Annotated in this window: 28 protein-coding genes and 1 pseudogene; 17 read left to right on the plus strand and 12 right to left on the minus strand. The window is 68.7% G+C overall.

What is annotated here, in order from left to right:
* The first annotated feature begins 12 nt into the window (after positions 1 to 12).
* Positions 13 to 2,865 (plus strand): glycosyl hydrolase, encoded by a 2,853-nt coding sequence (locus AB0F40_RS16490; RefSeq protein WP_357469531.1) that lies wholly within the window; start codon positions 13 to 15, stop codon positions 2,863 to 2,865.
* Positions 2,866 to 2,922: 57 nt separating this feature from the next.
* On the opposite strand, the gene AB0F40_RS16495 is transcribed toward AB0F40_RS16490, so the two are convergent.
* On the minus strand, positions 2,923 to 3,486 hold the full coding sequence (locus AB0F40_RS16495) for a TetR/AcrR family transcriptional regulator (RefSeq protein WP_357469533.1): 564 nt from the start codon (positions 3,484 to 3,486) through the stop codon (positions 2,923 to 2,925).
* A gap of 57 nt (positions 3,487 to 3,543) precedes the next feature.
* Here AB0F40_RS16495 and AB0F40_RS16500 point away from each other — a divergent pair, with 57 nt between their 5' ends.
* Both AB0F40_RS16500 and AB0F40_RS16505 read left to right on the plus strand, forming a co-directional pair.
* A complete protein-coding gene (locus AB0F40_RS16500; protein ID WP_357469536.1) occupies positions 3,544 to 4,185 on the plus strand; it encodes an NAD(P)H-binding protein in 642 nt (213 codons plus the stop codon).
* Entirely contained in the window at positions 4,182 to 5,102 is a 921-nt protein-coding gene (locus AB0F40_RS16505) for an SDR family NAD(P)-dependent oxidoreductase (protein ID WP_357469539.1), read from the plus strand. Before AB0F40_RS16500 ends, AB0F40_RS16505 begins: the two co-directional genes overlap by 4 nt.
* A gap of 12 nt (positions 5,103 to 5,114) precedes the next feature.
* Here AB0F40_RS16505 and AB0F40_RS16510 read toward each other — a convergent pair whose 3' ends face one another.
* Positions 5,115 to 5,882, minus strand: coding sequence for an SDR family oxidoreductase (locus AB0F40_RS16510; RefSeq protein WP_357469542.1), 768 nt, complete (start codon positions 5,880 to 5,882; stop codon positions 5,115 to 5,117).
* A gap of 110 nt (positions 5,883 to 5,992) precedes the next feature.
* On the opposite strand from AB0F40_RS16510, the gene AB0F40_RS16515 reads away from it, so the two are divergent.
* Complete coding sequence (locus AB0F40_RS16515; protein WP_357469545.1) at positions 5,993 to 6,565, plus strand: TetR/AcrR family transcriptional regulator; 573 nt, start codon at positions 5,993 to 5,995, stop codon at positions 6,563 to 6,565.
* Here the strand turns inward: AB0F40_RS16515 and AB0F40_RS16520 are convergent.
* Positions 6,551 to 7,462, minus strand: coding sequence for a LysR substrate-binding domain-containing protein (locus tag AB0F40_RS16520; protein ID WP_357469547.1), 912 nt, complete (start codon positions 7,460 to 7,462; stop codon positions 6,551 to 6,553). The two genes, AB0F40_RS16515 and AB0F40_RS16520, sit on opposite strands and share 15 nt — an antisense overlap.
* Positions 7,463 to 7,682: 220 nt before the next feature.
* Here AB0F40_RS16520 and AB0F40_RS16525 point away from each other — a divergent pair, with 220 nt between their 5' ends.
* The 7 genes from AB0F40_RS16525 to AB0F40_RS16555 all read left to right on the plus strand — a co-directional run bounded on the left by AB0F40_RS16525 (position 7,683) and on the right by AB0F40_RS16555 (position 13,734).
* The gene (locus tag AB0F40_RS16525) at positions 7,683 to 8,417 is read left to right on the plus strand and encodes an SDR family oxidoreductase (RefSeq protein WP_357469550.1); all 735 of its coding nucleotides are present in this window, start codon (positions 7,683 to 7,685) and stop codon (positions 8,415 to 8,417) included.
* 83 nt (positions 8,418 to 8,500) lie between these two features.
* Positions 8,501 to 9,124, plus strand: coding sequence for an NAD(P)-binding domain-containing protein (locus AB0F40_RS16530; RefSeq protein WP_357469553.1), 624 nt, complete (start codon positions 8,501 to 8,503; stop codon positions 9,122 to 9,124).
* Positions 9,125 to 9,259: 135 nt separating this feature from the next.
* The gene (locus AB0F40_RS16535; protein ID WP_357469556.1) at positions 9,260 to 10,147 is read left to right on the plus strand and encodes a TIGR03619 family F420-dependent LLM class oxidoreductase; all 888 of its coding nucleotides are present in this window, start codon (positions 9,260 to 9,262) and stop codon (positions 10,145 to 10,147) included.
* A gap of 68 nt (positions 10,148 to 10,215) precedes the next feature.
* On the plus strand, positions 10,216 to 10,839 hold the full coding sequence (locus AB0F40_RS16540; RefSeq protein WP_357469558.1) for an NAD(P)-binding domain-containing protein: 624 nt from the start codon (positions 10,216 to 10,218) through the stop codon (positions 10,837 to 10,839).
* A gap of 55 nt (positions 10,840 to 10,894) precedes the next feature.
* Positions 10,895 to 11,839, plus strand: a complete 945-nt coding sequence (locus AB0F40_RS16545) for an SDR family oxidoreductase (protein ID WP_357469561.1) — start codon at positions 10,895 to 10,897, stop codon at positions 11,837 to 11,839.
* 70 nt (positions 11,840 to 11,909) lie between these two features.
* Positions 11,910 to 12,578: an NAD(P)-binding domain-containing protein gene (locus tag AB0F40_RS16550; RefSeq protein ID WP_357469564.1), complete on the plus strand. Its 669-nt coding sequence runs from the start codon at positions 11,910 to 11,912 to the stop codon at positions 12,576 to 12,578.
* A gap of 22 nt (positions 12,579 to 12,600) precedes the next feature.
* Positions 12,601 to 13,734: an epoxide hydrolase family protein gene (locus AB0F40_RS16555; RefSeq protein ID WP_357469567.1), complete on the plus strand. Its 1,134-nt coding sequence runs from the start codon at positions 12,601 to 12,603 to the stop codon at positions 13,732 to 13,734.
* 10 nt (positions 13,735 to 13,744) lie between these two features.
* Here AB0F40_RS16555 and AB0F40_RS16560 read toward each other — a convergent pair whose 3' ends face one another.
* The 6 genes and pseudogenes from AB0F40_RS16560 to AB0F40_RS16585 all read right to left on the minus strand — a co-directional run bounded on the left by AB0F40_RS16560 (position 13,745) and on the right by AB0F40_RS16585 (position 17,970).
* A complete protein-coding gene (locus AB0F40_RS16560; RefSeq protein ID WP_357469570.1) occupies positions 13,745 to 14,404 on the minus strand; it encodes a response regulator transcription factor in 660 nt (219 codons plus the stop codon).
* Positions 14,401 to 15,570 carry a histidine kinase gene (locus AB0F40_RS16565; protein WP_357469572.1) on the minus strand — a complete coding sequence of 390 codons (1,170 nt, stop codon included), beginning with the start codon at positions 15,568 to 15,570 and terminating at the stop codon, positions 14,401 to 14,403. Before AB0F40_RS16565 ends, AB0F40_RS16560 begins: the two co-directional genes overlap by 4 nt.
* Entirely contained in the window at positions 15,567 to 16,400 is an 834-nt protein-coding gene (locus AB0F40_RS16570) for a CPBP family intramembrane glutamic endopeptidase (RefSeq protein ID WP_357469575.1), read from the minus strand. Before AB0F40_RS16570 ends, AB0F40_RS16565 begins: the two co-directional genes overlap by 4 nt.
* Positions 16,401 to 16,559: 159 nt before the next feature.
* A pseudogene (locus AB0F40_RS16575) lies at positions 16,560 to 16,772 on the minus strand (hypothetical protein); the annotation flags it as partial.
* Positions 16,773 to 16,965: 193 nt separating this feature from the next.
* Positions 16,966 to 17,265 carry a DUF4193 domain-containing protein gene (locus AB0F40_RS16580; RefSeq protein ID WP_357469578.1) on the minus strand — a complete coding sequence of 100 codons (300 nt, stop codon included), beginning with the start codon at positions 17,263 to 17,265 and terminating at the stop codon, positions 16,966 to 16,968.
* 114 nt (positions 17,266 to 17,379) lie between these two features.
* Entirely contained in the window at positions 17,380 to 17,970 is a 591-nt protein-coding gene (locus AB0F40_RS16585; RefSeq protein WP_357469581.1) for an XRE family transcriptional regulator, read from the minus strand.
* 109 nt (positions 17,971 to 18,079) lie between these two features.
* Here AB0F40_RS16585 and AB0F40_RS16590 point away from each other — a divergent pair, with 109 nt between their 5' ends.
* The 5 genes from AB0F40_RS16590 to AB0F40_RS16610 all read left to right on the plus strand — a co-directional run bounded on the left by AB0F40_RS16590 (position 18,080) and on the right by AB0F40_RS16610 (position 23,975).
* Positions 18,080 to 19,318, plus strand: coding sequence for a DUF1684 domain-containing protein (locus AB0F40_RS16590; protein ID WP_357469584.1), 1,239 nt, complete (start codon positions 18,080 to 18,082; stop codon positions 19,316 to 19,318).
* A 287-nt stretch (positions 19,319 to 19,605) separates the two neighbouring features.
* Entirely contained in the window at positions 19,606 to 20,550 is a 945-nt protein-coding gene (locus AB0F40_RS16595; protein WP_357469587.1) for a glycoside hydrolase family 6 protein, read from the plus strand.
* Between the two features lie 197 nt (positions 20,551 to 20,747).
* Positions 20,748 to 21,608, plus strand: a complete 861-nt coding sequence (locus AB0F40_RS16600) for a phosphotransferase (protein ID WP_357469649.1) — start codon at positions 20,748 to 20,750, stop codon at positions 21,606 to 21,608.
* Positions 21,608 to 22,366 (plus strand): YdcF family protein, encoded by a 759-nt coding sequence (locus AB0F40_RS16605; protein ID WP_357469590.1) that lies wholly within the window; start codon positions 21,608 to 21,610, stop codon positions 22,364 to 22,366. The genes AB0F40_RS16600 and AB0F40_RS16605 overlap by 1 nt, the downstream gene beginning before the upstream one ends.
* A gap of 829 nt (positions 22,367 to 23,195) precedes the next feature.
* Positions 23,196 to 23,975: a PRC and DUF2382 domain-containing protein gene (locus tag AB0F40_RS16610; RefSeq protein ID WP_357469593.1), complete on the plus strand. Its 780-nt coding sequence runs from the start codon at positions 23,196 to 23,198 to the stop codon at positions 23,973 to 23,975.
* 270 nt (positions 23,976 to 24,245) lie between these two features.
* Here the strand turns inward: AB0F40_RS16610 and AB0F40_RS16615 are convergent, their stop codons facing one another.
* Both AB0F40_RS16615 and AB0F40_RS16620 read right to left on the minus strand, forming a co-directional pair.
* Positions 24,246 to 24,425: a hypothetical protein gene (locus AB0F40_RS16615; RefSeq protein WP_357469596.1), complete on the minus strand. Its 180-nt coding sequence runs from the start codon at positions 24,423 to 24,425 to the stop codon at positions 24,246 to 24,248.
* Positions 24,426 to 24,463: 38 nt separating this feature from the next.
* A complete protein-coding gene (locus tag AB0F40_RS16620; protein WP_357469601.1) occupies positions 24,464 to 25,009 on the minus strand; it encodes a nuclear transport factor 2 family protein in 546 nt (181 codons plus the stop codon).
* Between the two features lie 122 nt (positions 25,010 to 25,131).
* Here AB0F40_RS16620 and AB0F40_RS16625 point away from each other — a divergent pair, with 122 nt between their 5' ends.
* The gene (locus tag AB0F40_RS16625) at positions 25,132 to 25,755 is read left to right on the plus strand and encodes a TetR/AcrR family transcriptional regulator (protein ID WP_357469604.1); all 624 of its coding nucleotides are present in this window, start codon (positions 25,132 to 25,134) and stop codon (positions 25,753 to 25,755) included.
* Positions 25,756 to 25,921: 166 nt separating this feature from the next.
* On the opposite strand, the gene AB0F40_RS16630 is transcribed toward AB0F40_RS16625, so the two are convergent.
* Positions 25,922 to 26,512 (minus strand): hypothetical protein, encoded by a 591-nt coding sequence (locus tag AB0F40_RS16630; protein WP_357469607.1) that lies wholly within the window; start codon positions 26,510 to 26,512, stop codon positions 25,922 to 25,924.
* Positions 26,513 to 26,650: the final 138 nt, after the last annotated feature.

Below are 26,650 nucleotides of genomic sequence, written 5' to 3' on the forward strand. Positions count from 1 at the left end.
CTCACAACAGTCGTGATCGTCGTCTCGACGATCGGCGCCATCCCCTCTGTGGCGGCCGACCCGACACCCGAGGGTGCGGGGAGCTACACCACCGATCAGGTCGGGCCAGCACCCGAGGGGTGCGCCCCGCTCGCCACCGATGCTCGCGCGTTCATCACCGACTCGGCGCCGGACGGGGCCGTGCCGACGAACGACTGGTGGTCCTCGCTCAGCTTCAAGAAGTTCGACTGCTCGATGAGCGAGCCGCTCCACGCGCACCCCGTGTCGTACAAGCCGTCGCCGGGCGGCCTCGGCCTGTCCTACACGCAGCAGCCCACCCTCTACGGGACGCCCGGCGGGATCGGGGAGTTCCACTACCCGTACAGCCAGGACCTCGTCGTCGGGGTCGCAGGACTGGACGCACCCGTCGTCGAGGTCGCGGACTGGAGCGACTGGACCGTCACCCCGTCGTGGAGCGACGGAGCACGCTCCATGACGGCGACGATCGGGCACGGTCTACCCGTCACGTGGTTCGAGATGGCGGGTGGCGACGCGCTGCTGACCGGTGGGTCGGACCTGCGCGTGTGGCTCGACGACGGCGCCCGCATCGGGTTCAGCACGGGCGGCGCCGACTACGTCGCGTTCGCGCCGACCGGATCGTCCTGGACGGCCTCGGGCAACGAGCTGCGCAGCGACCTCTCCGGCAAGGGCTACCTCTCGGTCGCCGCTCTTCCCACGACCCCGGCGGACGACGACGCGGCGCGTACCGCCCAGGCGGACTCGTTCACCCCGTATGCCTATGTCGAGGTGACCGGAAGCCGCGCCGACTACGTCTACGACGAGGCGACGAGCATCGTCCGTACGACGTACTCGCTCGAGACCGAGGCGCACGAGGGCAGCAACGCGGGCACGATCGTGGCGCTCTACCCGCACCAGGACGTGTACCTCGAGGGGTCCGCCGGTGACGGACCTGGCGACGGTGCGGAAGCCGACCGCCAGTACGAGTCGGCACGCGGCAAGATGACCACACTGATCGGAGCGACGTCGTTCACGACGGACACCCCGTTCACCGGTGTTCTGCCAGAGGTGCCTTCGGTCGCTACCGCGGACGGTGACGCGAACGCGCGGCTCGATGCCCTTCTCGACGCGGAGGCCGATGACCCGATGAGCATCGACGCCGCCGACACCTACTGGACCGGCAAGGCGCTCGGCCGCGCGGTGCGCATCGCGGAGATCGCCGATCAGCTCGACCGCACGGGCGTCCGCGACACGGCGCTCGGACAGATCGAGGCCACGCTCACGGACTGGTTCACAGCGAGCCCCGGCGAGACGGAGCAGGTGTTCGCGTACAACGAGAACTGGGGCACCCTGGTGGGATTCCCCGCCGCGTACGGGTCGGACAAAGAGCTGAACGACCATCACTTCCACTACGGGTACTTCATCGTCGCGGCCGCCACTCTGGCGCGATTCGACCCGGAATGGGCTACCGACCAGGAGTTCGGCGGCATGGTCGACCAGCTCATCGCGGACGCGAACAACTTCGACCGCACCGACCGGCGCTACCCGTACCTCCGGGACTTCGACATCTACGCCGGCCACGACTGGGCGGCAGGCCACGGCGCCTTCTTCAACGGCAACAACCAGGAGTCGAGCTCGGAGGGCCAGAACTTCGCCAACGGCCTCATCCAGTGGGGCGTGGCTACCGGCGACGACGCGACTCGCGATGCCGGCATCTACCTCTACGCCACACAGACAGCGGCGATCCAGCAGTACTGGTTCGACGGGTCGGGCGCGATGCCCGACTCGTTCGGCCATTCCACCGTGGGCATGATCTGGGGGAGCGGCGGGGCCTACGCGACCTGGTTCAGCGGCGAGGCGGAGATGATCCAGGGCATCAACACTCTGCCGGTCACGGGTGGACATCTGTACCTGGGCCTCCGTCCTGATGACGTCGTCGCCAACTTCGACGAGATGGTCGCCACCAACAACGGCAACCCGACGGTCTGGCAGGACATCCTGTGGTCCTATCTCGCGCTCGGGGACGGTGAGCGAGCGCTCGTCGCACTCGACGGCGACCGCGAGTACCCGGTCGAGGAGGGCGAGAGCCGCGCGCACACGTATCACTGGATCGCCAACCTCGCCGAGCTGGGTACGGTCGACCCGACGGTGACCGCCGACTCTCCCGTGGCTGCCGTCTTCACGAAGAACGGGGAGCGTACCTACGTGGCCTCGAACATCACGCAGTCGCCTCTCACGGTCGAGTTCTCGGACGGAACCTCGCTCGCGGTGCCGGTCGGGAAGACGGTCACCTCGGGTGCACACGAGTGGAGCGGGGGCGGCGCCCCGAGCGGCACCGAAGACCCGACCGACCCGACCGACCCGACCGACCCGCCCGTTCGTGCCGCGACGACGTTCTACCTGACCGCAGGCGGCGCCCTGGTCGCCGACCCGGGGTCTGCTGCCACGGCGGTGCTGGGCGCGCGTTCGGGACCTGACGCGGTCGGTGATCCGAGCACCGGGCTCACCGCCACCGTTGAGCACGTCACGGCCGAGTTCGGGGGCCTGCGCACGGCGTTCGACCTCGGCGTGGACGCTGAGACGGCCGTCGGCAACGGCACGCGACTGCGCGTCTCCTACGATCTCGAGGGCGACGGTTCCTTCGACCGGGTGGAGTCGTACCGCTACTTCGCCACCGATCCGGTGCCCGGCTTCGAGCGCTACACCTCCGAGAACCAGGCGATGGAGAGCTCCGAAGGCGCGCTCGGCGACCTCGTCGACGGCACGATCAAGGTCGAGGTCTGGAACGTGCTCGGCAACGCGCCCTCGCTCCTGAACCTCGCTGACTCAGTGCTGGAGGTGCCGTTCGGGCCGTTGACGGTGAGCTGACGACTCGGCCGGGTGCCGCACAGACGGCCTGTGGCGGCACCCTGCCCGGCGAGAGGGTCACCTCCAGGTTCCGACGGCGTTGACGGCGGCCTCGACAAGGCCGGCGTCGATCGCGCCGTGCTCGATGGTGCTGCGGTAGTGCAGGGGGCCGATGGCGAGCGCGGCGGCGGACCGGGGGTCGGTGCTCAACGCGACCTCGCCTCGCTTCTGGGCGTCGTCGAGGGCGGCTGTGAGCCGCTCGGCGAGGGCGGACGCGAACCGTTCCCGCCGGGCGTCCATGTTCGTGTCCCACAGTGCGGTGTTCGCGAGGGTGGTGGCCACGGCGCGCACGGCGTCGTGCTCGAGCTGGCGTGCCATCGTCGTGAGCTCGGTTCGCAGCCAGTCCCGGACGGGGGTGGTCGGCGTGCTGAAGAAGGACAGGGGGACGGTGGTCATGGCCTCGCTGAGGAGCTGGTCGCTCCGGGGCCAGTGTCGGTAGACGGTGGCGCGGCCGATTCCTGCTCGTTCGGCGACCTGTGCATGCGTGACCGCGGTGGGTCCGTTCTCCAGGAGCAGGTCGCGTGCGGCGTCGAGGATCGCCGCCCTGCTGCGTTGGTACCGGGGATCGGTCTGGGATGCCATGGCCCTATCTTATGAGACGCCTTGACTCACAGTCGGCGACAGTGCCAGCCTGTCCCTATGAGACAAGATGTATCGAAAGCTCTGCGGATCGCGGTCCTCGGAGCGACCGGCGGCACGGGCCGCCATGTCGTGACCACTGCCGTGGAACGCGGCCACGAGGTGATCGCCCTGACCCGCCGAGCGGGCTCGTTCGAGCTCGGCCCACGTCTGGTCGAGGAGATCTGGGTCGATCTTTCCGACGTCGCCACGCTGACCCGTGCCCTCACCGGAGCCGATGTCGTGATCAGTGCGCTCGGCGGTGCGAGCAAGGGCCCGACCACGGTGTGCACGGACGGCATCCGCACGACCGTGGCCGCCATGGACGCGGCCCACGTGTCGCGACTGATCGTGGTGAGCGCCCACGGCGTCCTCGAGACTCGTGACCGGTCGCTGTACTCCCTCGCGGCGTGGGCCGGCGTCGGTGAGAAGCTGAAGGACAAGGAGTCCATGGAGCCCCTGGTCACCGGCTCGGGGTTGGAGTGGACGATCGTGCGCCCGCCGAGCCTGACGGACGCCGCGGCCAAGGGTGCGTACCGGGTCGGGACCGCGTTGCCCGTCCGGCTGTGGAGCTCTGTCGGCAGGGCTGACCTCGCCGCATTCCTCGTCCGCGAGGCCGAGGCTCCCCGGTTCGTCCGCGCTCGCCCGAGGATCCACCGGTGACCGCGCAGCCCGCCCCCGGGCGACGGGTGGCCGTGGTCACGGGCGCGACCGGCGGGATGGGCCGGGTGATCGCGCTGGAGCTCGCCCGCTCGGGGATGCACGTGACCACTGTCGCCCGGGACCCGCGCCGGGCCGATTCGCTCCGCGAGCAGATCGGGCGGGAGGTCGGCACCGGCCGGCTCGACGTGGTGCCCGGCGACCTCTCGCGCCGGGACGGAGTGATCGACGCCGCCGCCGCGGTACGTGCCCGCCATCCAGCGATTCACGTCCTGGTGAACAATGCCGGGGCACACTTCAACGAGCACCGGCTCTCCCCGGACGGGGTGGAACGGCACATCGCCGTCGACTACCTCGCCGCCTACGGACTGACCCTGCACCTCCGGGAGGCGCTGGAGCGCGGCAGGGCACGCGTGGTGAACGTCGTCTCGGACGCGTTGCGCGACACCCGGCAGGTGAAGCTGCTCGGCCGCCCGCGCCCCGCCACGGTCAGCACGGACGACCTCGACGACCTCGGTCGGCTCAACCCCGCCGACGGCTTCGTGCCCTTCCAGGCCTACGCGCGCGCCAAGCTGCTGACCGTCATGGCGGGGTACGACCTTGCGCGCACGCTCCAGGACCACGGCGTCACCGTCAACTCGGTACACCCGGGAATCGCCGCGACCAACATCATCGACGACCTCGTACCGCCCGCCCTGCGACCGTTCCGCGGGTTGATCCGCCGGTACATGCTCACCCCCGAAGAGGGCGCCTCGGCTGCGCTCCGGCTGGCCACCGACCCGGCGCTCGCGGGCGTGACCAGCCGTTACTTCCTGCGCGACGTCGAGACCCGTACCCCGCCGGTCTCCTACGACGTCATCGCGCAGCGGCAGCTGCGCGCGACCAGCGACCGCTACTTCCTTCCCGGCGGTCCGAGGTGAAGCTGCCGCGGCTCAGTTCTGCCGCGTGGGCCGCACCACGATCTCGCCGATCTCGACGTCCCGCGGCTGCTCGATGGCGAACGCGATGGTCCGCGCCACGGCCTCCGGGGCGATGCCGAGGTCCGCCATGCTCCGCTGGACCTCCTCCCGCACCTCCGGGGGCATGTCCATCGAGTCGACGAGCTCGGTGCGCACGTAGCCGGGGGAGACCGAGGTGGTGCGCAGCGCCCCGTCCGTCGTCTCCTGGCGCAGGCCCTCCAGCAGGGTGCGCACCGCGTTCTTGGTCCCGGCGTAGAGCGCCTGGTTCGGGACGATCTTCAGCCCCGACGTCGAGACCGTGGTCACGAGGTGACCCTCGCCCTGCCGCCGGAAGACCGGCAGTGCGGCGGCGATCCCGTTCAGGACGCCGTTCAGGTTGACGTCGATCATGGCCTGCCAGCCGTCGACGTCGAGGTCCCCGACCGGGCTGAGCCTGCTGATCCCCGCGTTGCCGACCAGCACGTCGAGCCGGCCGAACTCGTCGACGGCCCGCTGGATGAGGGCGTCGAGGTCCGCACGCCGCGTCACGTCCACCGCCAGGGCGGTCGCGCGGCCGCCGTCCGCCCGGATCCGACGCACCAGCTCGTCCAGGCGGTCGGTCCGCCGGGCGCCCAGGACGACGCTCGCCCCCCGTTCCGCGAGCAGGACGGCGGTGGCCTCGCCGATGCCGCTGCTCGCACCCGTGACGGCGACGACCTTCCCCTGGATCCCCGTCGTGCTCGTCGCAGTGTTCCCCGTCATGTCGCTGCCTCTCTCTAACCCTCGGCGATATAGTGGACACGTGTCCGCTTCTTCGAACGTACCGGACACGTGTCCGTTTGTCGAGAAGTCAGGACGGGGAGCCGCGAACGATGGTCAAGACCGCCCGCAAGGATGCGCTGGAGAACCGCGCCCGGATCGTCGAGGTGGCTCGCCGGGAGATCGCCGCCTCGAGCACCGCGGAGCTCCGGCTGAACGCGGTAGCCAAGGAGGCCGGCGTCGGCCAGGGCACGCTCTACCGGCACTTCCCCACGCGGGAGGCGCTGCTGGTGGAGGTCTACCGGCAGGAGGTCGACGACCTGGTCGATCTTGCGCCGAGGCTCCTGGAGAGCGCCGAGCCGGTCGATGCGCTCGCCCGGTGGTTCGACCGCGTGGCGGAGTACGCCCGGGTGAAGCGCGGCGTGCTGGCCGCCGTCGAGGCGTCGGTCTGGCGGGACCTCACGATGCACAGCCTTGGGCCCATCGGTGACGCGATCACCCTGCTGCTCGACGCCGGCCGGGCCGCCGGCCAGATCCGCGAGGACGTGGACGCCGGCGACGTCATCGTCCTGATCGGCTACCTCGCACGGCTGGACGAGGACGAGTGGGACCGGCGTGCGCACCGCCCGCTGCACATCGTCCTCGACGGCCTGCGCCGACGGGGCGCTTGCTCAACCGCGCTGTGAAACGGCGTCGGTCACGAGCTGCCACATCTCATAGTTGCCGCACTCTGCCGTGATCTCGGCCGTCTCCTGAGCCGCGGTGAAGAAGGCGTCGGCCAGCGGCGAGGTGCGTGATGCCGCCATCGCGACGAATACCTGGTCGGGCGCCAGATCCGGGATGGGCACGTAGCTGATGTCCGGGCGTGAGTAGAACACGGTCTCCGAACGCCCGACGAACGAGATGCCACGGCCGGCGGCGACGTGCTCCAGCTTCTCCTCCACCCCGCGCGCCCGGAGCCCGGAGTCGGGGTGCGGGCGCCGGGTGGGCTGAGTGCTCGGGTCGGCATGCCAGACCACCGTCTCACCGGCCAGGTCCGCCTCGGTGACCTCCTCCTTGCCGGCCAGCCGGTGGTCGGTGGGCAGCACCACCATGAGCGGCTCGGTGTAGAGCGGAGTCAGGCGCAGGCCGGTCTCGTCGATGGGCAGGCGTACATAGGCGACGTCGACGCGGCCGTCGAGCAGCATCGGGGCCTGGTCGTCCCATTCCATGCGCTGCACGTCCACGACCACGTCCGGATGCTGGGCCTCGAACACCCGCGTCGCCGGGATGACGGGGATGCCGGCTCGAAAGCCGACCACCAGCCGCTGGGCGCCGCGTTCTGCCACGGACACCCGGCGGCGCACCGCGTGCGCGGAGGCGAGCAGCGGACCGGCGTCGTCCAGCAGCTGTCGGCCCGCGTCGGTCAGCGTGACGCCGTGGCTGTCCCTGGTGAACAGGGCGGCGCCGAGATCCTGTTCCAGCGCGCGGATCTGCCGGCTGAGCGCCGGCTGCGCGATGTGCAGCTCATCGGCGGCGCGGCCGAAGTGGAGCCTGTCGGCGACGGCGACGAAGTAGCGCAGCTTGCGCAGGTCCAGATCCATGGGGCCTCCCGGTCCGGCAATGCCTTGAGGTTATCACCACGGCTGAAACAGGTCTTGGACACCCGCTCAGGCCGATGGCATTGTTCATGAGGCCGGGAAAACTCGGTACAAGAATTCGGGATCGGCATTTGATGGCTGGGACCCAGACCAGCATGAACGCATCATGAATTGGGTCCTTCCATGCCTTTTTCGGAAAACCCATCAATTCAAAGGAGTGACCGTGGGAAAGCTCGATGGCAAGGTCGCGGTGATCACCGGTGGATCGACTGGCCTGGCGCTGGCCGGGGCCAAGCTGTTCGTCGAGGAAGGAGCGTATGTCTTTATCCAGGCTCGGCGGCAAGAAGCGCTGGATGAGGCCGTCAAGCTGATCGGCCGCAACGTGACCGGCGTCCAGGGTGACGCGGCCGACCTGGACGACCTGGAGCGCTTGTACGACACCGTCAAGCGGGAGAAGGGCTCGATCGACGTGCTGTGGGCCAGCGCCGGGTTCGGCGAACCCGCCGTCCTCGGCGAGATCACGGAGGAGCAGTTCGAACGCTCCTTCTCGCTCAACGCGCGCGGCACCCTGTTCACCGTGCAGAAGGCTCTGCCGCTGATCAACGACCACGGCTCGATCCTCATGACCGGCTCCAACGCCTCCCTCGGCGCCTTCCCCGGCTGGAGCCTCTACGCGGGAAGCAAAGCCGTCCAGCAGGCCTGGGCCCGTGTCTGGCTCAACGAGCTGCGCGACCGCAAGATCCGGGTCAACGTCCTGACCCCCGGCCAGGTCGGCACAGCCAAGCAGGAAGAGCTGTTCGACGAGGCGACGAGGGCCGCGTTCGAGTCCCTCATCCCGCGCGGAACGATGGGCCGCCCCGAAGAGATCGCCAGCATCGCCCTGTTCCTCGCCTCCGACGACTCCAGCTACGTCAACGGCCTGGAGCTGGTCGCCGACGGCGGCACGACCGCCATCTGAACCGCGCCATCTGATCCACACGCGAACGAGTCAGAGCGGCGCCTGGACCACAGGCGCCTCGAGAACAGAAAGAGGCACAGCTCATGAGCAGCATCACCTTCATCGGTGCTGGGAACATGGCTCGCACGATCGGCACGCTCGCGGTAGCGGGCGGCAACACCGTCGAGATCATGGCACGCGACCAGTCCAAGGCCGATGACCTGGCCAAGGCTCTGGGCGGCGGCACCACGGCAGGTCAGTGGGGCGCCGTCCCGGCCGGAGACATCGTCATCACGGCCATGTTGTACGCAGGTGTCCTCCCGGCCGTCGCCGAGTACGGAGACGTCCTCGCGGGCAAGACCATCGTCGACATCAGCAACCCGTTCAACGCCACGTTCGACGGACTGGCACACAGCGAGCCGACCTCGATCGCGCAGGAGGTCGCCAAGATCGCCCCGGCCAGCGCCAGCGTGTTCAAGGCCTTCAACACCATCTTCCGTGGCGTCCTGGAGCAGGGCCGTCCCGACGTCTTCTTCGCCGGCGACGACCCGCAGGCCAAGGCGGAGGTGGCGACATTCATCGAGAGCCTCGGACTGCGTCCGCTGGATGTCGGCGGCCTGAAGATGGCGCACTGGCTGGAAGGAATGGGTCTGGTCACGGTGGGCCTCGCCGGAAACGGGATCGGCCACGGGAGCTTCGCCATGGGCGTCAACGAATTCACGGACTGAACCCCGGCTGAGTGGTCGACGAACAGAGCGCCATGCGCTCTGCCGGGTCTGTGGCTCACCGACTCGGCGATGTCGGAAATCAATAGTGGCGAAAAACTTCGCCTGAGGAGGCTTGCCGCAATGCAGCTCGGTTTCATGATTCCCCTTGTCGGGCCCTCCGTCAGTGACGCCTCCGCCCTGGGCACATTCGTCCGTGGACTCGAGGACCTCGGCTACGACGCCCTGTGGGTCGGCGATCGCCTGGTCACGCCGGTTGATGTGGGCAGCAGCTATCTGGCCCTGGGCCCGCAGATGGCACGCTCCTTCGATCCGGCGCTGCTGTTGACCGTCGCCGCGGCGGCGACCAGCAGGGTGCGCCTGAACACCAGCACGCTCAGCACGTTCTACTACGAGCTGCCGCACCTGGCCCGGCAGCTGACCACGCTCGACGTGCTCAGCGACGGACGTCTCGGCGTCGGTGTGGGGCTGGGGTGGATGAAGCAGGAGTACGACGTGGCACGCAACGCGGACTGGCGGCGGCGCGGCAAGATGCTCGATGACACGCTGGCGTTCCTGCACGAGTGGTGGACGACCAGCCCCGTGTCCTGGGACAGCGAGTTCTTCAACATGCCACCGGTCCACGTCGGCCTCCGTCCGGTCCAGGCGGGCGGGCCACCCATCTGGATCGGCGGCGCCAGCGAGGCCGCCATGCGCCGGGTCGGCCGCAGCGGGGTCGGCTGGCTCGGGGTCGAAGGGCCGGCGCCCGCCGCGTCGGCCGGCAGTCAGGACGAGGGTGCGGGCCGCCTGTGGTCGATCGCGCGTCGAGCGGCGGAAGACGCCGGCCGCGATCCCGACGCACTCAAGACGGCCATGCGGATCAACCTCGAGCCGGGCACGTCCGTCGACTCGGTCGCGGATCAGCTGAAGCGCTACGCGGACTCCGGTGTTGACGAGGCGTACGTCGATGCTTTCGCGATGTTCACCAGCCTTGACCAGCTGCTGGACTTCGCCGGCCAGGTGATCGAGCGTACCGGCCGGTTGTGACCACCTAAGAAACGACCACTCAGAAACGACCACCCAGAAACGACCACCCAAGAAAGAGAGCACTCACCATGAGCAGCATCAGCTTCATCGGCCTCGGGGGTATGGCCCACGCCATCGCCTCCCGCGCGGTATCCGGCGGGCACTCCGTCGAACTGATCGGCCGTGACCCGGCCAAGGCCAAGGGCCTGGCCGCCGAGCTCGGCGCCGGGGCCACGGCGGGCACCTTCGGCGCGGTCCCTGTGGGCGACATCGTCGTCCTCGCCGTGCCGTACGCCAGCGCCGTGCCGGTGGTCGCCCAGTACGGGGACGCGCTGGCCGGCAAGGTCATCATCGACATCTCCAACACCTTCAACGCCGACGCCACCGGGCTGCTCACTCCTGAGGGCACGTCCGGTGCGCAGGAGATCGCCAAAGCGGCCCCGGCGAGCGCGTACGTCGTGAAGGCGTTCAACACCGTCTTCGGCCACGTCCTCGTGCAGGAGCGTCCGTTGGACGTGTTCTTCGCCGGAGACGACGCGGGCGCCAAGGCGAGCGTGTCGGTGTTCATCGAGAGCCTCGGACTGCGTCCCCTCGACGTCGGCGGCCTGGAGACGGCCCGCTGGCTGGAAGGTGTCGGGCCGCTGCTGATGGGCCTGGCACGCAACGGCGCGGGCACCTTCGACGTCGCCCTCAGCGTCGACTTCCCGGCCTGAGCACACCCCGCACACCACCAGTTCTTCCGCCGCATCACCCACAAGGAGCAGCAACGTGCGCGTCTTCGTCACTGGCGGGACCGGCCATTCCGGTTCGTACATCATTCCCGAACTCATCACCGCCGGGCACGAGGTCACCGGCCTGGCACGCTCGGACACGGCCGCCACGGCGCTCTCCGCGCTCGGCGCGAAGGTCCGCCGCGGCGACCTCCAGGACCTCGAGGGACTCAAGGAGGCGGCGGCGGACTCCGACGGCGTCATCCACGTCGCGCACCGGCAGGACCTGCTCCCGTCCGGCGGGGTGGCCGCCGTTGCCGCCGCGGAGCTCCCGATCATGGTCGCGTACGGCGAGGCGCTCGCGGCAACCGGAAAGCCCCTGGTGGCGGCGGGGAGCATCGGCTCGCCCGGGACCGGGAGGGACCTGGGCCGGCCGGCCACCGAGGAGGACCCGGCCCTTCCCGTCGGCGATGAGCACAAGGGCACCCTGCGGGCACGTAACGTCGTAGAGGCCGCCATCATCGGCCTCGCCGAGCAGAACGTGCGGTCCTCGGTCGTGCGGATCGCCAACATCGCGCACAGCACTACCGACCAGGCCGGCTTCCTCCCCACCCTGATCGCGCTCGCGAAGGAGAGGGGCTTCGCCGGCTACCCCGGAGACGGCGAGAACCGGTGGAACGCCGTGCACGCCCGTGACGCCGCCTCCTTGTTCCGCCTGGCGCTGGAGAAGGGCCCGGCCGGCAGCTACTGGCACGCGGTCGAGGACGGAGGCATCCCGTTCCGCGAGATCGCCGAGGCCATCGGCAGCCGCCTGGGTGTGCCCGCCGTGAGCGTCCCCCTGGACGAGCTGATGCTGCCGGGGTACTTCGGGTTCCTCACGAACGTCGCCACGCAGAGCTACCCGACGTCCAACCTCATCACCCGCCGGACTCTCGGCTGGGAGCCGGCTCAGCCCCGGCTCCTCGACGACCTGGACAACGGCCACTACTTCCCGGCCACCTGACAGCAGGAACCCCCACCGCAACGAGTACGGCATGACAAGGACCAGGCCCTACTGGAAGGACACCAAGAACATGACAACCATAGGTTTCATCGGAAGCGGAAACCTCGGCGGCAACATCGCGCGGCTCGCCGTCGCGGCCGGCCATCAGGTCGTGCTCAGCAACTCGCGTGGCCCCGAGACGCTCGCGGGCACGGTCGCGGAGCTGGGGCCGCTTGCCTCCGCAGGGACGCGCGAGGAAGCCGCGGCGGCCGGTGACATCGTCGTGGTCTCGATCCCGGTCACGGCGTTCGTCGACGTCCCCGTCGCGCCGCTGGCGGGGAAGGCGGTCATCGACACGTCCAACTACGGCCCCGAACGTGACGGGCAGATCCCCGAGCTCGACGACGCGTCGCTCACCTCGAGCGGTCTGCTGCTGCGGTACATCCCGGATGCCGGGGTCGTGAAGGCGTTCAACACCATCTATTTCAAGCACCTCCTCTCACTCGCCCGCCCGGCGAGTGCGGCCGACCGCTCGTACCTGCCGATCGCCGGGGACTCCGCACCCGCGAAGGCGGCGGTGACCGCATTCACCGACTCCATCGGGTACAGCGTGGTGGACGCGGGCACGCTGGCCGAAAGCTGGCGGCAGTCGACGGGCACGCCGGTGTGGGGAACCCCCTACGGGTCGGCCTCGAACGGGAAAGGCCAGCCGGCCGGCGCGGACGCCATCCGCGCGGCACTGGCCGCCGCAACGCGATAACCGCAAGTACCAGGAGCGGCACATGACCGACCGCCAGCCGCTGATCGCGGTGACCCAGACCGACCTCGAAGACCTGCGCGCGCGGTTACGCGCCACCCGGTGGCCCACCCATTGGCCCGTCGAGGGCTGGGAAGCGGGCGCCGACACCACCGAGGTGCGCCGCCTGGCGGAGTACTGGGCCACAGGCTATGACTGGCGCACCCACGAGGCGCGGATCAACGCCCTGCCGCACCACACGGCCGCCATCGGCGGCACGCCTGTCCATTACCTCCGGTTCGACGGCGAGCGACCCGACGCCCTGCCGATCGTGCTGACCCACGGCTGGCCCAGCACCTTCCTGGAGCTCACCGACGTCGCCCGGCGCCTCGCGGAACCGTCGAAGCACGGCGGCGACGCGTCCGACGCGTTCACGGTGATCGTCCCTTCGCTGCCCGGCTACGCGTTCTCGCCGCAGCGGCCGGCCCTCCCGCCGACGCTCCAGACGCACGAGATCTGGCACCGGCTCATGCGGGACGAGCTCGGCTTCGACAGGTATGCCGCCCACGGCGGCGACCTGGGCGCGGGGATCACCTCGCGTCTGGGTGAGGCCTATCCGGAGTCGCTGGCCGGTATCCACCTGCTCGCCGTCGCCGCACCCCAGGAGTACGACGCCGCGAGCCTCACCCCGGACGAACAAGCCTACCTCGACCAGGTCGCCACCTGGAGCGCGGAGGAGGGTGGTTACCAGCACCAGCAGAGCACCCGCCCGCTCACCCTGGCCCACGCTCTGTCCGACTCTCCGACCGGCCTGTTGGCCTGGCTCCTGGAGAAGTACCGCGCCTGGAGCGACTCGGGCGGCGACCTGTCGTCCCGGTTCACCGACGACTTCGTCCTCACCCAGGCGTCCCTGTACTGGTTCACGGGCACGATCTCGACGTCGTTCCGGCCCTACTACGAGTACGCCAGCGGCCTGACCCGGCGCGTCGAAAAGGTCGACGTGCCCACCGCCGTCGCCGTCTTCCCCGCTGACCTCACCCAGCCCCCGCGCTCCTGGGCCGAACGCATCTACAACATCACCCGGTACACGTCGATGCCACGCGGCGGACACTTCGCCGCCCACGAGGAGCCCGAGCTGCTCGCTGACGACATCACCGAGTTCTTCCGCCAGTTGCGCTGAGACCGACCGGTCAGGTCACCAGGCCGCTGCGGTACGCGTGGACCACCGCCTGCACGCGGTCGCGCAGGCCGAGCTTGGTCAGGATGCGCGAGACATAGGTCTTGACGGTCTCCTGGCTGATCACCAGCGTTGTGGCGATCTCGCTGTTCGACAGCCCGTTGGCGATCAGGCGCAGCACCTCGAGCTCGCGCGGCGTCAGTGCGGACTCGGGGTCTGCGCTCTCCGCGGGGCGGATCCGCGCCGCGTACCGGCCGACGAGCTGCCGGGTCACCTCGGGCGCCAGCAGGGCGGCGCCGGTCGCGACGGTGCGGATGCCGTGCAGGAGCTGCCCGGCGGGGGCGTCCTTGAGCAGGAACCCGCTGGCCCCGGCGCGCAGCGCCTCGTAGACGTACTCGTCGAGGTTGAACGTCGTCACGACGAGCACCTTGACGGGGCGCGCCACCCCGACGCCGGCGAGCCGACGGGTCGCCTCGATCCCGTCGAGCACCGGCATGCGGACGTCCATCACCACGACGTCCGGGTTCAGCTGCCCGGCGAGGTCGACGGCGGCCTGCCCGTCCCCGCACTCGCCGACCACCTTGAGGTCGGGCTGGGCGTCGATGATCGTCGCGAACCCGGTGCGGATCAGCGCCTGGTCGTCGCACACCAGGACCCGGATCGGCGGGTTCATGCCGGGCTCCCGGTAGGGATGCGCGCGTGGACGACGAACCCGCCGTCCGCTCGCCGGTCCGCGCTGAACTCGCCCCCGAGGGCGCCCACCCGCTCACGGAGCCCGACGAGCCCTCGGCCGCTCCCGGCGGCCGGGCGCTGTCGTACGTCGGCGGGTTGAGGGCTCGAGCCGGCGGTGCTGACCTCCACGGTGATCTCCCTGTCGTCGTAGCGCACGCCCACCGCCGTCGGGCTGCCGTGCGCGTGCTTGAGGGCGTTCGTCAGGGCCTCCTGGACCACCCGGTGGGCGACCAGCTCGGCGCTCCCGGCCGACTCCGACGGCGTGCCCTCCTCGGTGAGCTCGACGGGCTGCCCGGCCCGCCGGGTCTGCTCGACGAGCGTGTGCAGCTCCCGGAGCGACGGTGTCTGGACGGCGGCGTCGTGGCCCGGGTCGAGCAGGTCCAGGAGGTGGCGGAGGTCGCCGATGGCCCGGCGGCCGGTGTCGGTGACCGAGGTCAGCGTCTCGTCGAGCCGGTCAGGGGCGGCGGTCAGATACCGGGCGGCCTCTGTCTGCACGACCATCGCCGTCACGTGGTGCGTCACGACGTCGTGCAGCTCGCGGGCGATCCGCGTGCGCTCGGCGGTGCGGGTCTCGTCGGCGATCCGGAGCCGGCGCTCGGTCTCCGCGGCCCGGGTGGAGCGCAGCCAGGAGCCGACGGCCCACACGAGGATGAGCGCCAGGTAGAACGTCACGTACCCGTCCACCCGCTCCGTCCCGCCGGCCAGGTGGAGCGCGACCGCAAGCACCACGTACGCACCCGACAGGAGGACAGTGATCGTCCGGCGACGGCGTTCCAGGTAGGCCCCCGCGCTCAGCAGCGCGATAGCGAGCCCGGTACCCGCCAGCGTGTGGTAGCCCCGGAGCTGATCGAGGGCGAAGCCGAGGAACACCAGGGTGAGACAGACTGCCGGCCACCGCCGGCGAACGGCGAGCGGCAAGCACTGGAGGAGGATCGCCACGACGGCCAGTGCGTCAAAGGGACGGGTCGGCAGTGCGCCGATGTCCGTCCCCAGCCCGTGGAACGCCGGCACGAACGATGCGACCGCCGGCACCAACGCGAGCGGCAGGTCCCGGACCGTGACGTCGAGCTGGCGCCACCGGTCCAGGACCTGCCGGAGTTCGGTCACCGGGTGAGCCTAGCGGCTGCGTCTGCCCGGGCCGAGCGGCGGACGGGGACCACGTGCCCACGCCGGTAGGCCAGCCACATGAACAGGCCGGTGGCCAGCACGCCGAACACCACCGGGAAGATGCTCGCCTCCGGTCCGAAGTCGCCGCCCGTGACCAGCGCGGGACCCGACATCGTCGCGTCCAGCAGACCCTGCGCGGTGTTGCTGCCGGACACCTCGGTGCTGAAGATCGCACTCGCGGCGATGTTCCAGCCGAAGTGCAGACCGATCGGCACCCACAGCTTGCGGGTGGCGATGTACGCGGCGGTCAGCATCCCGCCTGCCTCGATGGCGATAGCGATGGCGCCCAACGGGGTCGCGTTCGGGTTGGCCAGGTGGATCAGGCCGAACAGCGAGCCGGTCAGCCCGAGAGCGATCCAGGTTCCGGTCCAGCGCTCGATGTTCCGGAACAGGACACCGCGGAAGACCAGCTCCTCGGCCACGGCGGCACCCGCCATGATCCCGAGCAGGGTGATGGCGCCAGCCGGGTCGCCCAGGCCGTTGATCGTGTAGTCACCGAAGAAGGCGATGTTCGCGATGACTGCCCCGAACATCGCGATGCCGAGCAGGGTGCCCCAGCTGATCCCGGAACCTGCTCCCTTCAGCGACACCTCGACAGGGGCCCGGTGCTCGGTTCGCCGCACCACCCAGCCGTAGACGATGACCGCGACGACGGCCGTCAGCAGGCCGGCGGCGAGCGCCAGCCAGGGGTTGTCCTTCACCGCAGCCGTGCCGAGGTTGCCGAGGATCCAGACCGCCGCAACCGCCAAGAGCTGCCATACGAAACGCACGATGACTCCTTGTGAGAAGCCGCGGCGGGAGCGCCGCGGGCTACCCCGAACGGTATGGACCCAACGGCTCGTTGTAGTCACCGCACGGTGGACACTCGCAGGTAGCTCGCACGGGGGACAGGCTGGGCAACGGCGGGCAGCCAGCGTCCGGTCATCAGGTCAGTGCGGCGGTTCCTCAGCACTGATGTCGGTGACAGCCGCGCCGTAGGCGGCGACCAGGGCGTCCGCGTCGACGAAGGCGATGCGCCCGGCCGCGCCCGCGCCCATGGCGATACGGCGGCCGACTATGCGCTCGTCGGCGACGACGGGCCAGGCCGTGGCCGACTCGATCGGCGTGACGCCGCGCTGGACGCGTGCACTCGTCGCGCTGACGTCCGCCGCACCCGACGTGCTGGCCGCGCGGTTCATCGCCGACCTCGCGCAGCGCGGCGTGCCGGTTCCGCGGGCAGTCGCGCCGGAGCCGTCGTCGGCCCAGTAGGCAGGGTATTTGCCGCGCCCGCCATGACCCGAGGGCCACGCCTCCAAAAGCGAACTCGAAAGCAGGAATCCCCACTGGAACGCGCAGTCAGGCGGCGCACTCCCAGCAGGTCATCTGGCCGGTCTCTTCGTGGGCGAGCTGGCTCCGGTGGTGCACGAGGAAGCAGCTGGAACAGGTGAACTCGTCCGCTTGGCGTGGCAGCACGCGAACCGCGAGTTCCTCGCCGGACAGATCGGCGCCGGGGAGCTCGAGGCTCTCGGCCGCTTCGGTCTCGTCCACGTCCACGACACCGGAGGACTTGTCGGATCGGCGGGCCTGCAGCTCCTGGATCGAATCCTGCTCGACGTCCTCATCGGTCGTACGTGGGGCGTCGTAGTCAGCGGCCATGTGGAGTCCTCCCGCGGTAGGCGCGACAGCGAACTGCTTCGCTGGCCTCCACACGATGCCGCGGTGGACCTTCACTCGCACGCCGTGCTGACATGCCACCATGCGGCAGTTCGCTCATTTCCTTGAGGTGGTGCGGGCGCGGATGTGTGCGCGCTCGCCCTGTCGTCCGATGAGGCAGAGGTACTCCACGGGCTGGTTGGTCGCGGCGCCGAACCAGTGTGGTGTGCGGGTGTCGAACTCGGCGGCCTCACCGGGCGAGAGGACCAGGTCGTGTTCACCGAGCACGAGCCGTAGCTGTCCGTTCAGGACATAGGCCCATTCGTACCCCTCGTGGGTCTTGGGGGCGGGCTGATCCGAGGGGCGGCCTCCGGGAATGATGAACTTGTAGGCCTGGATGCCGCCGGGGCGTCGGGTCAACGGCAGGACCGTCATGCCCCCTTTGCAGGTGATGGGGCGCATGTGAACACGCGGGTCACCGGTGGCGGGGGCGTCGACCAGCTCGTCGAGCGTGACGCCGTGGGCTCTGGCCAGTGGTAGCAGTTGTTCCAGGGTCGGCCGCCGGGAGCCGGACTCCAGCCGGGACAGCGTGCTGATGGAGATGCCGGTAGCGGCCGACAGCTCGGCCAGCGTCGTCTCACGTTCCTGGCGGAGGTTGCGCAGCCGGGGCCCGACGGCGTCCAGGCCCCCGCCTTTCTCGTCGTTCATGTCTCGGAGTTTGCCAGAACAGCAACAATGTTTGCAAGATCCTGTTGCGTCCTCACAAGGTGGCATCTGAAGGCGCTCGTTCCGGGCGTCAACAGGAACAGGAGGATCTATGTCTACTGAGGACTCTGGCCACCCGGGCGTGCCGGTGGAGTACGCGACCTGGCGGAAGAACCGTTGGGAGGAGGTCGCAGGCCCGGGCGGCAAGGCGGGCACCGTCCAGCTGGGCATGGTCTCGCATCCCGAACCGGGGGTGCCGGGCCTGCCTGGTCGATGGGAGGTGAGTGCATCGGGCGTCCTGACCCTCACCGTCACCGCTGCGGACGGCGTGTCGATCGGCGGGCAGCCGGTGACCGGTGCGGTGGACGTGGAGTCCGGCAGCCAGGTGGAGCTCGCCGACGGGCGCGTGTGTTTCGTCCAGGGGCGGGGCGGAACCTACGGCATGGTCGTCTGGGACCCTTCCGCACCGGTTCTCACGCGGCTGCGCGATATCGCGAGCTATCCCTACGATCCGAGCTGGGTCGTCGACGCCGAGTACCGGGCGGTGCCCGGCCGTACCGTCGAAGTAGGGCGACTGACCAGCCCGCGGAGCAAGGAGACGGTCTCCGCCCCGGGCGACCTGGTCGTCGAGATCGGCGGCCAGGAGCACACCCTGGTGGTACTGGAGTCCGTCCCCGGCCTGCGGCTGGCGGTCTTCACCGATCCCAGCAGCGGCACCGACACCCCCGAGATCGGTCGATGGCTGATCCTCCCCCCGGACGAAGGCAGCACCCTCCGGGTCGACTTCAACCAGGTGATCCTGCCCCACCACGTGTTCTCCACGGCGTTTCCCTGCCCGATCCCGCTTGAAGCGAACCATCTTCCGGTCGTCGTCGACGCCGGAGAACGAGCGCCCGTCCTCGACGAGAGGAACAGGAGCACGGTGACAGAGCCCGACAAGAAAGGACAGGACGGAACCATGGAACCCGAGCTGACGGAGAAGGCGGTCCAGTACCTGCGGCACCTGGAGAAGTTCGACTTCGCAAGCATGCGTGCGATGTGCGCGGACACAGCCACCGTCTGGCACAACGACGGCAAGGGCGAGCAGACGATCGAGGAGAACCTCGAGCAGCTCAAGCAGATGTCGAGCGGCGGGGGCGTCGTCGCGTTGCGGTACGACATCACCCGCCAGTTCCAGAAGCCCGACGAGGTGCTCCAGCAGCACGTGCTGCACATCAACATGCCCGACGGGTCCGGCACCGAGCTGCCCGTCGCGATGTACTTCGGTTTCAAGGACGGCCTCATCGACCGCATCGAGGAGTACGCGAACATGACGCCGCCCAACGAAGGCAACGTGGGGGACGACAGCTGATCCAACGCTGGGACGGACCTCCGGCACCTGGGCACGACCGGCGCCCAGGTGCCGGATTCTGTGAGCCGTGCGACCCAACCCACCTGATGACCCACAGGGGAACGAAGCACGGCTCCTCATGGGCCAGGTCCAGGGCCCTGATCCGGGACCCTCTTCCATCGCCGACATGATCGTTCGTGTTCGGTAGGGCCCTGATGAGTTGACATTGCCGTTGGCGGCGGACCAGCGTTTCGCCAACGGAAGTCCTTCAATGAGGAAGGGCTCCGGAGCTCAGAGAGGACTCCGAGATGTACCTCCTGAAGACCCTCGCCGCGGCGATGGCGGCGACCCTCGTCCTGCTGCCGGCCGCACCCGCCGTAGCGGCCGACCCGATCAGCCTGACCAATGGTTTCTACGTCAATCCCGATTCGCTGCCCGCGATCTGGGCCCGCCACAACTCCGGCGATGCCCGGGCGGCCCGGATCCAGACTTCGATCGGGTCCAAGCCGATCGCCCGCTGGTTCGGCACTGACGCCGCGATTGGCACCACCGTGGCCAACTACGCCGGAGCGGCGGACGGGCAGGACAAGCTGCCGGTCCTGGTCGCCTACAACATTCCTCACCGGGACATCTGCGCTGGCCACTCCGGTGGTGGTGCGGGCAGCGTCGGTGCGTACCGGACCTGGATCTCCAGCTTCGCTGCGGGGATCGGCAGCAAGCCGGCCGTGGTGATCATCGAGCCGGACGCACTGAACGGCATGGACTGCATGTCCCAGGCGCAGAAGGAGGAGCGGCTGGGCATGTTGCGCTACGCGACCGAGATGTTCCTGCAGAAGGCACCGAACACCTACGCCTACCTTGACGCCGGGAACGCGGGCTGGACCAACGCGTCCACGATCGCCTATCGGCTGGACCAGGCCGGGATCGGCAATATTCGCGGCTTCTCGGTGAACGTCTCGAACTTCTACACGACCAGCGAGTCGATCAGCTACGCGAACTCCGTGAACAGCTACCTCGGTACGACGAGTCCGTTCGTGATCGACACCAGCCGCAACGGCAACGGTCATGGCGACGGCTGGTGCAACCCAGCCGGCCGCAGGCTCGGCGTGACCGCACGGACTGGCGGCGGCGCGGAGATGCTCTTGTGGGTGAAGACCCCTGGCGTCTCCGACGGCCCGTGCGGAACCGCCCCGTCCGTCCCCGCCGGTACGTTCGATCCTGGTCTTGCTGTCCGGCTGATCGACGGCTCATGACCGACGGTGGGCTTCTTGGCAAGCGCGTGCCATGCGGTGTGAGGCCTCGTTCGCTCACGTGCGTCTCCCCTCACAGCGGCGTGCAGAACCGGCCAATCGTGGCAGCCGACCTGGTGTCGTGCCGGGTGGCTGGCACGTGAACCAAATGGACTCGCCGAAATCGTCTTGCGTGCCCGTGCCAGGATGCGACCGTGGAGATGACCGACGTCACGCGTGCCGTCACGGCTGCGACCTCGGTCGCCGCGTCGCTCGACCTGCTCGCCGACGACGCGGTCGTGCTGCACAACTCGAACAAGCTGGCCCTGCGGCTGACGCCGTGCGACGTCTTCGCCCGCGTCGCCCTGGTGGGACAAGAGGTCGCGCAGTTCGAGGTCGACCTCGCCCAGCGGCTCGTCGAGGTCGGAGCTCCGCTGGCTCACCTGGAGCCTCGGGTGGACCCGCGGGTGTACGAGCGCGACGGCTTCGCCGTGACTCTTTGGACCTACTACGAGCCCGTGACGCCGGGGGCTTCGCCGGTCGGCTTCGCCAAGGCCCTGAAGCGGCTGCACGACGGCATGCGCACGGTCGATCTGCCGAGCCCGCGATTCACGGACCGGATCACGGAGGCGGAGGAGATCGTCACCGACCTGGGCCGCTCGCCGGAGCTCGCCGACGCGGACCGCGCGCTCCTCGTCGGCGAGCTGGGCGGCCTGCGACGAGTGATCGACGACCGCAGTGCCCCGGAGCAGCTGCTCCATGGCGAGCCGCATCCGGGCAACGTGCTCAGCACGGAGTACGGCCCGTTGTTCATCGACCTCGAGACCTGTTGCCGTGGACCCGTCGAGTTCGATCTCGCCCATGTTCCGGAGGCGGTCAGCGAGCACTACCCGGGCGTTCGCCACGAGCTGCTGGAGGAGTGCCGGCACCTCGTCCTCGCGATGGTCGCCGCCTGGCGTTGGGACGTCGACGACCAGTTCCCGCGGGGGAGACTGTTCGGTGAGGAGCTCTTGCGCGTGCTGCGCGCCGGACCTCCGTGGCCGACGCTCGACACGGTGGTCGGTCGGGTAGACGATCTGTAGTGCGGGTCGAGAGGTTCACGAAGATCGTCTGGATTCTTCTCGGAGCGGTTCTGATCCTCGATGCCCTGATCGTGTCGATCACGTTCAGCATCAATTCGGGCGTCATCGCGACGTTCGGGATGGGCGTCCTCTACCTGTTCTACGGTCTCTGTCGAGACAGGATCCGGGCCGGCAGGCGAAAAGGGCTGCTCCAGTGGATGAGGATCCCCATTCTGATCGGTAGTGCCCTGATGCTTCTCCTCTTCGCGTTCATCGCAGTTCTCGGCAGGATGGATACCGTCTCGTACCAGGAGGATGCCGTCATCGTCCTCGGGACGGCGCTGAACGGCGAGGAGGTGACGCCGCCGCTCCGCTCTCGGCTGGACGTGGCTGTCGAGTACTCCACCGCGAACCCGCATGCCGTCATCGCTGTGGCCGGAGGCCAAGGGCCCGGTGAATCCATCACCGAGGCACTCGCGATGGAGCGGTACCTGGTCTCGCGCGGAGTCGCGGAGGACCGGATCATGCGGGAGGACCGGTCGACCAGCACCTACGAGAACTTCGTCTTCGCGAAGAGGCTCCTGCACGCGCACTTCGACGCGGACTACACGACGGCTTTCATCACGAACGACTACCACGTGTACAGGGCAGGCGAGATCGCCGAGGAAGCGGGAATCGCCAGCACCCACGCGCACGCGGACACGCCGTGGTACGAGATCCCCGTCGACTACGTGCGGGAGTCCCTGGCGATCACAAAGTTCGTCCTGACGGGGCGCTGAGCACCGCGGGAAATCCCGGCGAGGCATCGAAAAGGCACCCGGTCGCACACCGCAGCAGTATCGCGAGACGGGACTGGCCAGTCAGAACGGGCGACCTGTGGAATGAGGCGAGAAAACCTCATTTCTCGTCGATGATCCGTCCAGTTCCGCCGAGAACGTGACGAATCATCCGGGAAACGGTCGCGCCCGCACCTTTGAACCTCACCTGACCAGCAACGAAGCTGGCAGAGGTTAAAGACAAGCCAAGCGCCAAGCGCCAGGCGACCCGGTCACCCGGTTGCCCGGTTGCGGGTGGAACGGCGTCCTGATTATCTGATGACGTTCCGATTATCTGATGACGTTCTCGCCATCTGATAATGAAGCAGGTCTCTGACAAGTTGCCCGCACCCGGGCAGCGAATCCGACCGATGTCTTGGGGAATGGGGCATTCTTTTGTTTCAGACATCATCGGTGACCGCCGACATCGGATCGCTGCCGCTGTCCACAGGTACAGCTCAGATTCGTGCGAAACGGGTCGCGGAGCGGTTTCTTGGCGCAGTGCCGACTGTTCGGACTTTCACACCGGTCAAAGCCGACGCTGCGAGGGCCGGAATGCGACCGCAAGTCGAACAGGCCCGCGGTCGCCGCTCCATCTCCTGCGGCTGGACAGCAAGCAGGCAAGTCCTCAGCTGGGGTGGTCACGCGCAGCCCGGCGATCGCCAGCGCCCTCAGATACCGGGGGTCCAGTCGAAGCGCGGCCCGACCGAGGAACCCAGCGACAGTGACATCGACCGCAAGGGCACCAACCACTAGCTCCTGTGGATCGGGAGCAGAAGAAGGAGGAGGCAGCATGATCACCACCCAGCAAATTCAGGAACTGCTCGAGGCAGGTGGCACCGTCGTCGGCTCGGACGGGCACAAGATCGGCAAGATCGGCACGGTGTACCTGGACGACAAGAGCGGAAGGCCTGAGTGGGTCACCGCCAAGACCGGGTTGTTCGGTAGCTCCGAGACCTTCATCCCGCTGGCCCAGGGCAACGTCCAGGCTCAGGAGATCCAGGTGCCCTATGACCAGGAAACGGTCAAGGGCGCACCGCGCGTGGAGGACCCCGAGGGTCACCTCACCCAGGACCAGGAGTTGGGGCTGTACCGCTATTACGGCCTGGAGCCCTCCGCGCATGCCGGCACTGTCGGACATGACACCTCGGGACCGAACACCGACGAGGCGATGACCCGCTCGGAGGAGCAGCTCAGTGTCGGTACTCAACGGGTCGAGAGCGGCAAGGCCCGGCTGCGTAAGTACGTCGTCACCGAGGACGTCACCCGGACGGTCCCGGTCAGCCATGAAGAGGTCCGCGTCGAGCGCGAGCCCGTCACCGCCGCCAACCGGGACCAGGCCATGGCCGGCGGTGAGATCACCGAGGAAGAGCACGAGGTGACCTTGCACGCTGAGCGACCCACCGTGGCCAAGGAGACCGTCCCGGTCGAGCGGGTCCGGATGGACACCGACACCGTCACCGAAGAAGCCGAGATCAGCGACCGGCTCCGCAAGGAACAGATCGAGGCCGAAGGCGAGACCGGGCAATCGTCCGAGAGCCGTGGCAACTGGCCCGACCGGGGCACGCGGTGACCCAATCCCTGCAACGGCTCGGCGTCAAGTCCCAGGACCTGACCACCGGCGGCGTCGGCGTCTGGCCAGCTCCGTGTCCGTCCCCTTGGGACGGACACGGCCGCCCCAAGCCCGATCTTTCGTGGGTGAGGCGGGCCAAGGCAGGGGAAAGGTGCTCTGACCTGGCGCGATACGGCTTGTCGAAGGCTGCGTCGGGCTGAGGTTCGGAGCACCTTTCTGGTGCGCGAGACTAGTGCGTCTGACCTGCGCAGGTGCCCACCACCTCAGAAGTCACACGGAGCCGGCGACCGGATCGAGCAGCAGTTCCTCGATGCATGATCGGATCCCGTTCGGGTCGTGGGCTTCGGCGGGCGCTGTGAACGTGAATTCATCCGCAGGTAGGGCAGCCACCCGACGAGTATCACCAAGGGCGCTGCGGTGGCCGGCCGATGCGGCGATGCGGCCGACCATCGTGGAGCTCGTCGCGTACTCGGCGACGCGCGGTGGAGTTACCCCCTTGTGGCGGCTGTCTTCGCGGCCTCGATTGCTGACTCGAAGTTCGGGTTCGCGCCGAGTTGGGCAAGCCACACATTTGCCGCGTTGTAGCAGTTAAAGGTTTCGATCTTTCCCTCACGCAGATACCAGAGATCCGCCGTAGGCACGTCGATGCGGTGACCGGTCGGAGGGATCTCCCCGACCGGAGTCGGGAACCCGCCGAGGTGTGTTCCCTGAATTCGCAGCTCGACGGCGACAACATCACCGATCGCGTGCACGTCCAGCAGCTCACGGTGGATGTCGGGAAATGCACTGGCGAGGCCAGGCAGCGCCTGAGGAATCTGGTCCCCGCGGAAGGTCAGCGAGTTCGGCACGTCGTTGAACGTCCCGTCCTCGGTGAACAAGGCTCGGAAACCATGTCCGTCGAGGACGTTGCCTTCCGCCAGCCGGTATGCCTCGCGAACAACCTCTTCGTTACTTGTCACTTCGTCTCCTCCTTGATGCTTGGTGCCGCGCAGGGAAATGAGCTGCTGCCGCTCGGCAGCAGTCGCACGGGTCATCGAGGTCGACCCGCACGGGTCCTGTCACATCGCCAGCCAGCAACGACCTCCATTATGGACTGTGGCGTCCATAACCATAGTGAGTTATGGACCGGCCCGTCAATTACGGATATCCTGGGGGAGTGGCCAGGCCGAGGGAGTTCGACGAGGAAGCGGTGCTCGACGTCGCCAGCGAGCAGTTCTGGACCAAGGGCTACGCCGGGACGAGCATGGACGCCATCGCCGCGGCGACCGGCCTGGGCAAGGGCAGCCTGTACGGCGCCTTCGGCGGCAAGCACCAACTGTTCCTGCGGATCTTCGATACCTACTGCGTACGCATCGCTGACGCCGTGGCAGACGGGCTGATCGGACCGGACGACGGCGCGTACGCTCGACTGTGCGCCCACATCCGCGCGGCAGCGGCCGGGATCGCCGCCGACCAACTCCACCGCGGATGCCTCCTCGCGAAGGGCGCGGCCGAGCTCTCCGAGCACGACCCCGACGTCACCGTCCGATCCCGCCGGACCCTGGAGCGCATCGCCACGATCCTGGCCGAGGACATCCGCGCCGCGCAGCGTCACGGTGACCTCGACCAGGCGGCCGACGCCGACCAGCTCGCCACCCTCGTCCTGGCCGTCCTTCGAGGCATCGAGGCCCTCGGCAAAGCCGGGATGGAAGCCGACCGGCTGGAAAGTGTCGCCGAGACCGCGATCAGTCTCCTGCCTCGGGCCGGCAAGGCGAGTGGGACAGACTCCGGGGGCAGGTAGCGCTGAGCCGTCAGGATGGGTGGCCGATCCCGGCACCGACATCGACAGAGCCGACCACCACGGCGCTGGGGATGCTCACTCGCCGGGGCTGACGAGTCCGGCCCGGCCGGCCTCCATGACATCGATCATGACGACGTGCTGTCCCGCCCCTGGTTGGATGGAGACGTCAGGTGCTGCTGTGGTTCCCTACCGTGCGGGCCGCACGACGCGCCGTCTCGAGCCGAGCCTTGAACTCGCCGGGTGGGAGCAGCGGCTCGTGGGGGAGCCGGATCACGCGCCCCGTCCGGCCGTCGACGAAGGCGATCGCCATGGCTTCCTCCCAGTCTTCGTTCGTCGCGACGGTGAACACACGCGACCTGATGGACGCCAGCATGTCCAGGTGATCGGCGGCTGACAGGCTCGACTGCGCCGCCTGGATGTGTAACGTCGCGAGGAAGCTCTCCACCTCTTCCGATGTCGTGTATCCCGCCTCGAGCTCTGCGAGGGTCCGCTTGTGTTCGGGGAACTCGTGCACGAGCCAGCGAGGGACCTGGACCACGAACATGGCGGCGATGGGGCTGAGAAGAACGACGAGGCCCGCGAGAGACGGGGAACCGCTCGTCGCCGCAATGGTGATGAAGACCGCGCTGAAGACCACGAAGGTGCCGAAGAGGATCAGCTGGGTCGTGGTCAGCGCGCGGTGGATGCGCCCCCAGTGATGCGCAGTGCGCCCCGGCAGCAGGTCGCGGATGATGTTCGGGTGCCACTCGTCGGCCATTCACGCCCCCTTTGTCTGGCCTGCGCAACGGTAGCAATGCAGAGGCGGGGCGCCGACACCCATGTCGGCAGGCACGACCGTGCCACGTTTGTGCTCACATCGTGCAGTTCGGGGAGGGCGGCAGCGTTGCTGGTCCTT

Source organism: Promicromonospora sp. NPDC023987 (genome assembly GCF_040639055.1).
In the GTDB taxonomy this organism is placed as follows: domain Bacteria; phylum Actinomycetota; class Actinomycetes; order Actinomycetales; family Cellulomonadaceae; genus Promicromonospora.

Excerpts from the sequence above, each read along its gene's own strand:
- AB0F40_RS16495 (WP_357469533.1), bottom strand. The coding sequence starts at position 3,486 with ATGGCATCCCAGACCGATCCCCGGTACCAACGCAGCAGGGCGGCGATC.
- AB0F40_RS16500 (WP_357469536.1), top strand. The coding sequence starts at position 3,544 with ATGAGACAAGATGTATCGAAAGCTCTGCGGATCGCGGTCCTCGGAGCG.
- AB0F40_RS16510 (WP_357469542.1), bottom strand. The coding sequence starts at position 5,882 with ATGACGGGGAACACTGCGACGAGCACGACGGGGATCCAGGGGAAGGTC.
- AB0F40_RS16515 (WP_357469545.1), top strand. The coding sequence starts at position 5,993 with ATGGTCAAGACCGCCCGCAAGGATGCGCTGGAGAACCGCGCCCGGATC.
- AB0F40_RS16520 (WP_357469547.1), bottom strand. The coding sequence starts at position 7,462 with ATGGATCTGGACCTGCGCAAGCTGCGCTACTTCGTCGCCGTCGCCGAC.
- AB0F40_RS16530 (WP_357469553.1), top strand. The coding sequence starts at position 8,501 with ATGAGCAGCATCACCTTCATCGGTGCTGGGAACATGGCTCGCACGATC.
- AB0F40_RS16535 (WP_357469556.1), top strand. The coding sequence starts at position 9,260 with ATGATTCCCCTTGTCGGGCCCTCCGTCAGTGACGCCTCCGCCCTGGGC.
- AB0F40_RS16540 (WP_357469558.1), top strand. The coding sequence starts at position 10,216 with ATGAGCAGCATCAGCTTCATCGGCCTCGGGGGTATGGCCCACGCCATC.
- AB0F40_RS16550 (WP_357469564.1), top strand. The coding sequence starts at position 11,910 with ATGACAACCATAGGTTTCATCGGAAGCGGAAACCTCGGCGGCAACATC.
- AB0F40_RS16555 (WP_357469567.1), top strand. The coding sequence starts at position 12,601 with ATGACCGACCGCCAGCCGCTGATCGCGGTGACCCAGACCGACCTCGAA.
- AB0F40_RS16560 (WP_357469570.1), bottom strand. The coding sequence starts at position 14,404 with ATGAACCCGCCGATCCGGGTCCTGGTGTGCGACGACCAGGCGCTGATC.
- AB0F40_RS16580 (WP_357469578.1), bottom strand. The coding sequence starts at position 17,265 with ATGGCCGCTGACTACGACGCCCCACGTACGACCGATGAGGACGTCGAG.
- AB0F40_RS16585 (WP_357469581.1), bottom strand. The coding sequence starts at position 17,970 with ATGAACGACGAGAAAGGCGGGGGCCTGGACGCCGTCGGGCCCCGGCTG.
- AB0F40_RS16590 (WP_357469584.1), top strand. The coding sequence starts at position 18,080 with ATGTCTACTGAGGACTCTGGCCACCCGGGCGTGCCGGTGGAGTACGCG.
- AB0F40_RS16595 (WP_357469587.1), top strand. The coding sequence starts at position 19,606 with ATGTACCTCCTGAAGACCCTCGCCGCGGCGATGGCGGCGACCCTCGTC.
- AB0F40_RS16600 (WP_357469649.1), top strand. The coding sequence starts at position 20,748 with ATGACCGACGTCACGCGTGCCGTCACGGCTGCGACCTCGGTCGCCGCG.
- AB0F40_RS16610 (WP_357469593.1), top strand. The coding sequence starts at position 23,196 with ATGATCACCACCCAGCAAATTCAGGAACTGCTCGAGGCAGGTGGCACC.
- AB0F40_RS16615 (WP_357469596.1), bottom strand. The coding sequence starts at position 24,425 with ATGGTCGGCCGCATCGCCGCATCGGCCGGCCACCGCAGCGCCCTTGGT.
- AB0F40_RS16620 (WP_357469601.1), bottom strand. The coding sequence starts at position 25,009 with ATGACCCGTGCGACTGCTGCCGAGCGGCAGCAGCTCATTTCCCTGCGC.
- AB0F40_RS16630 (WP_357469607.1), bottom strand. The coding sequence starts at position 26,512 with ATGGCCGACGAGTGGCACCCGAACATCATCCGCGACCTGCTGCCGGGG.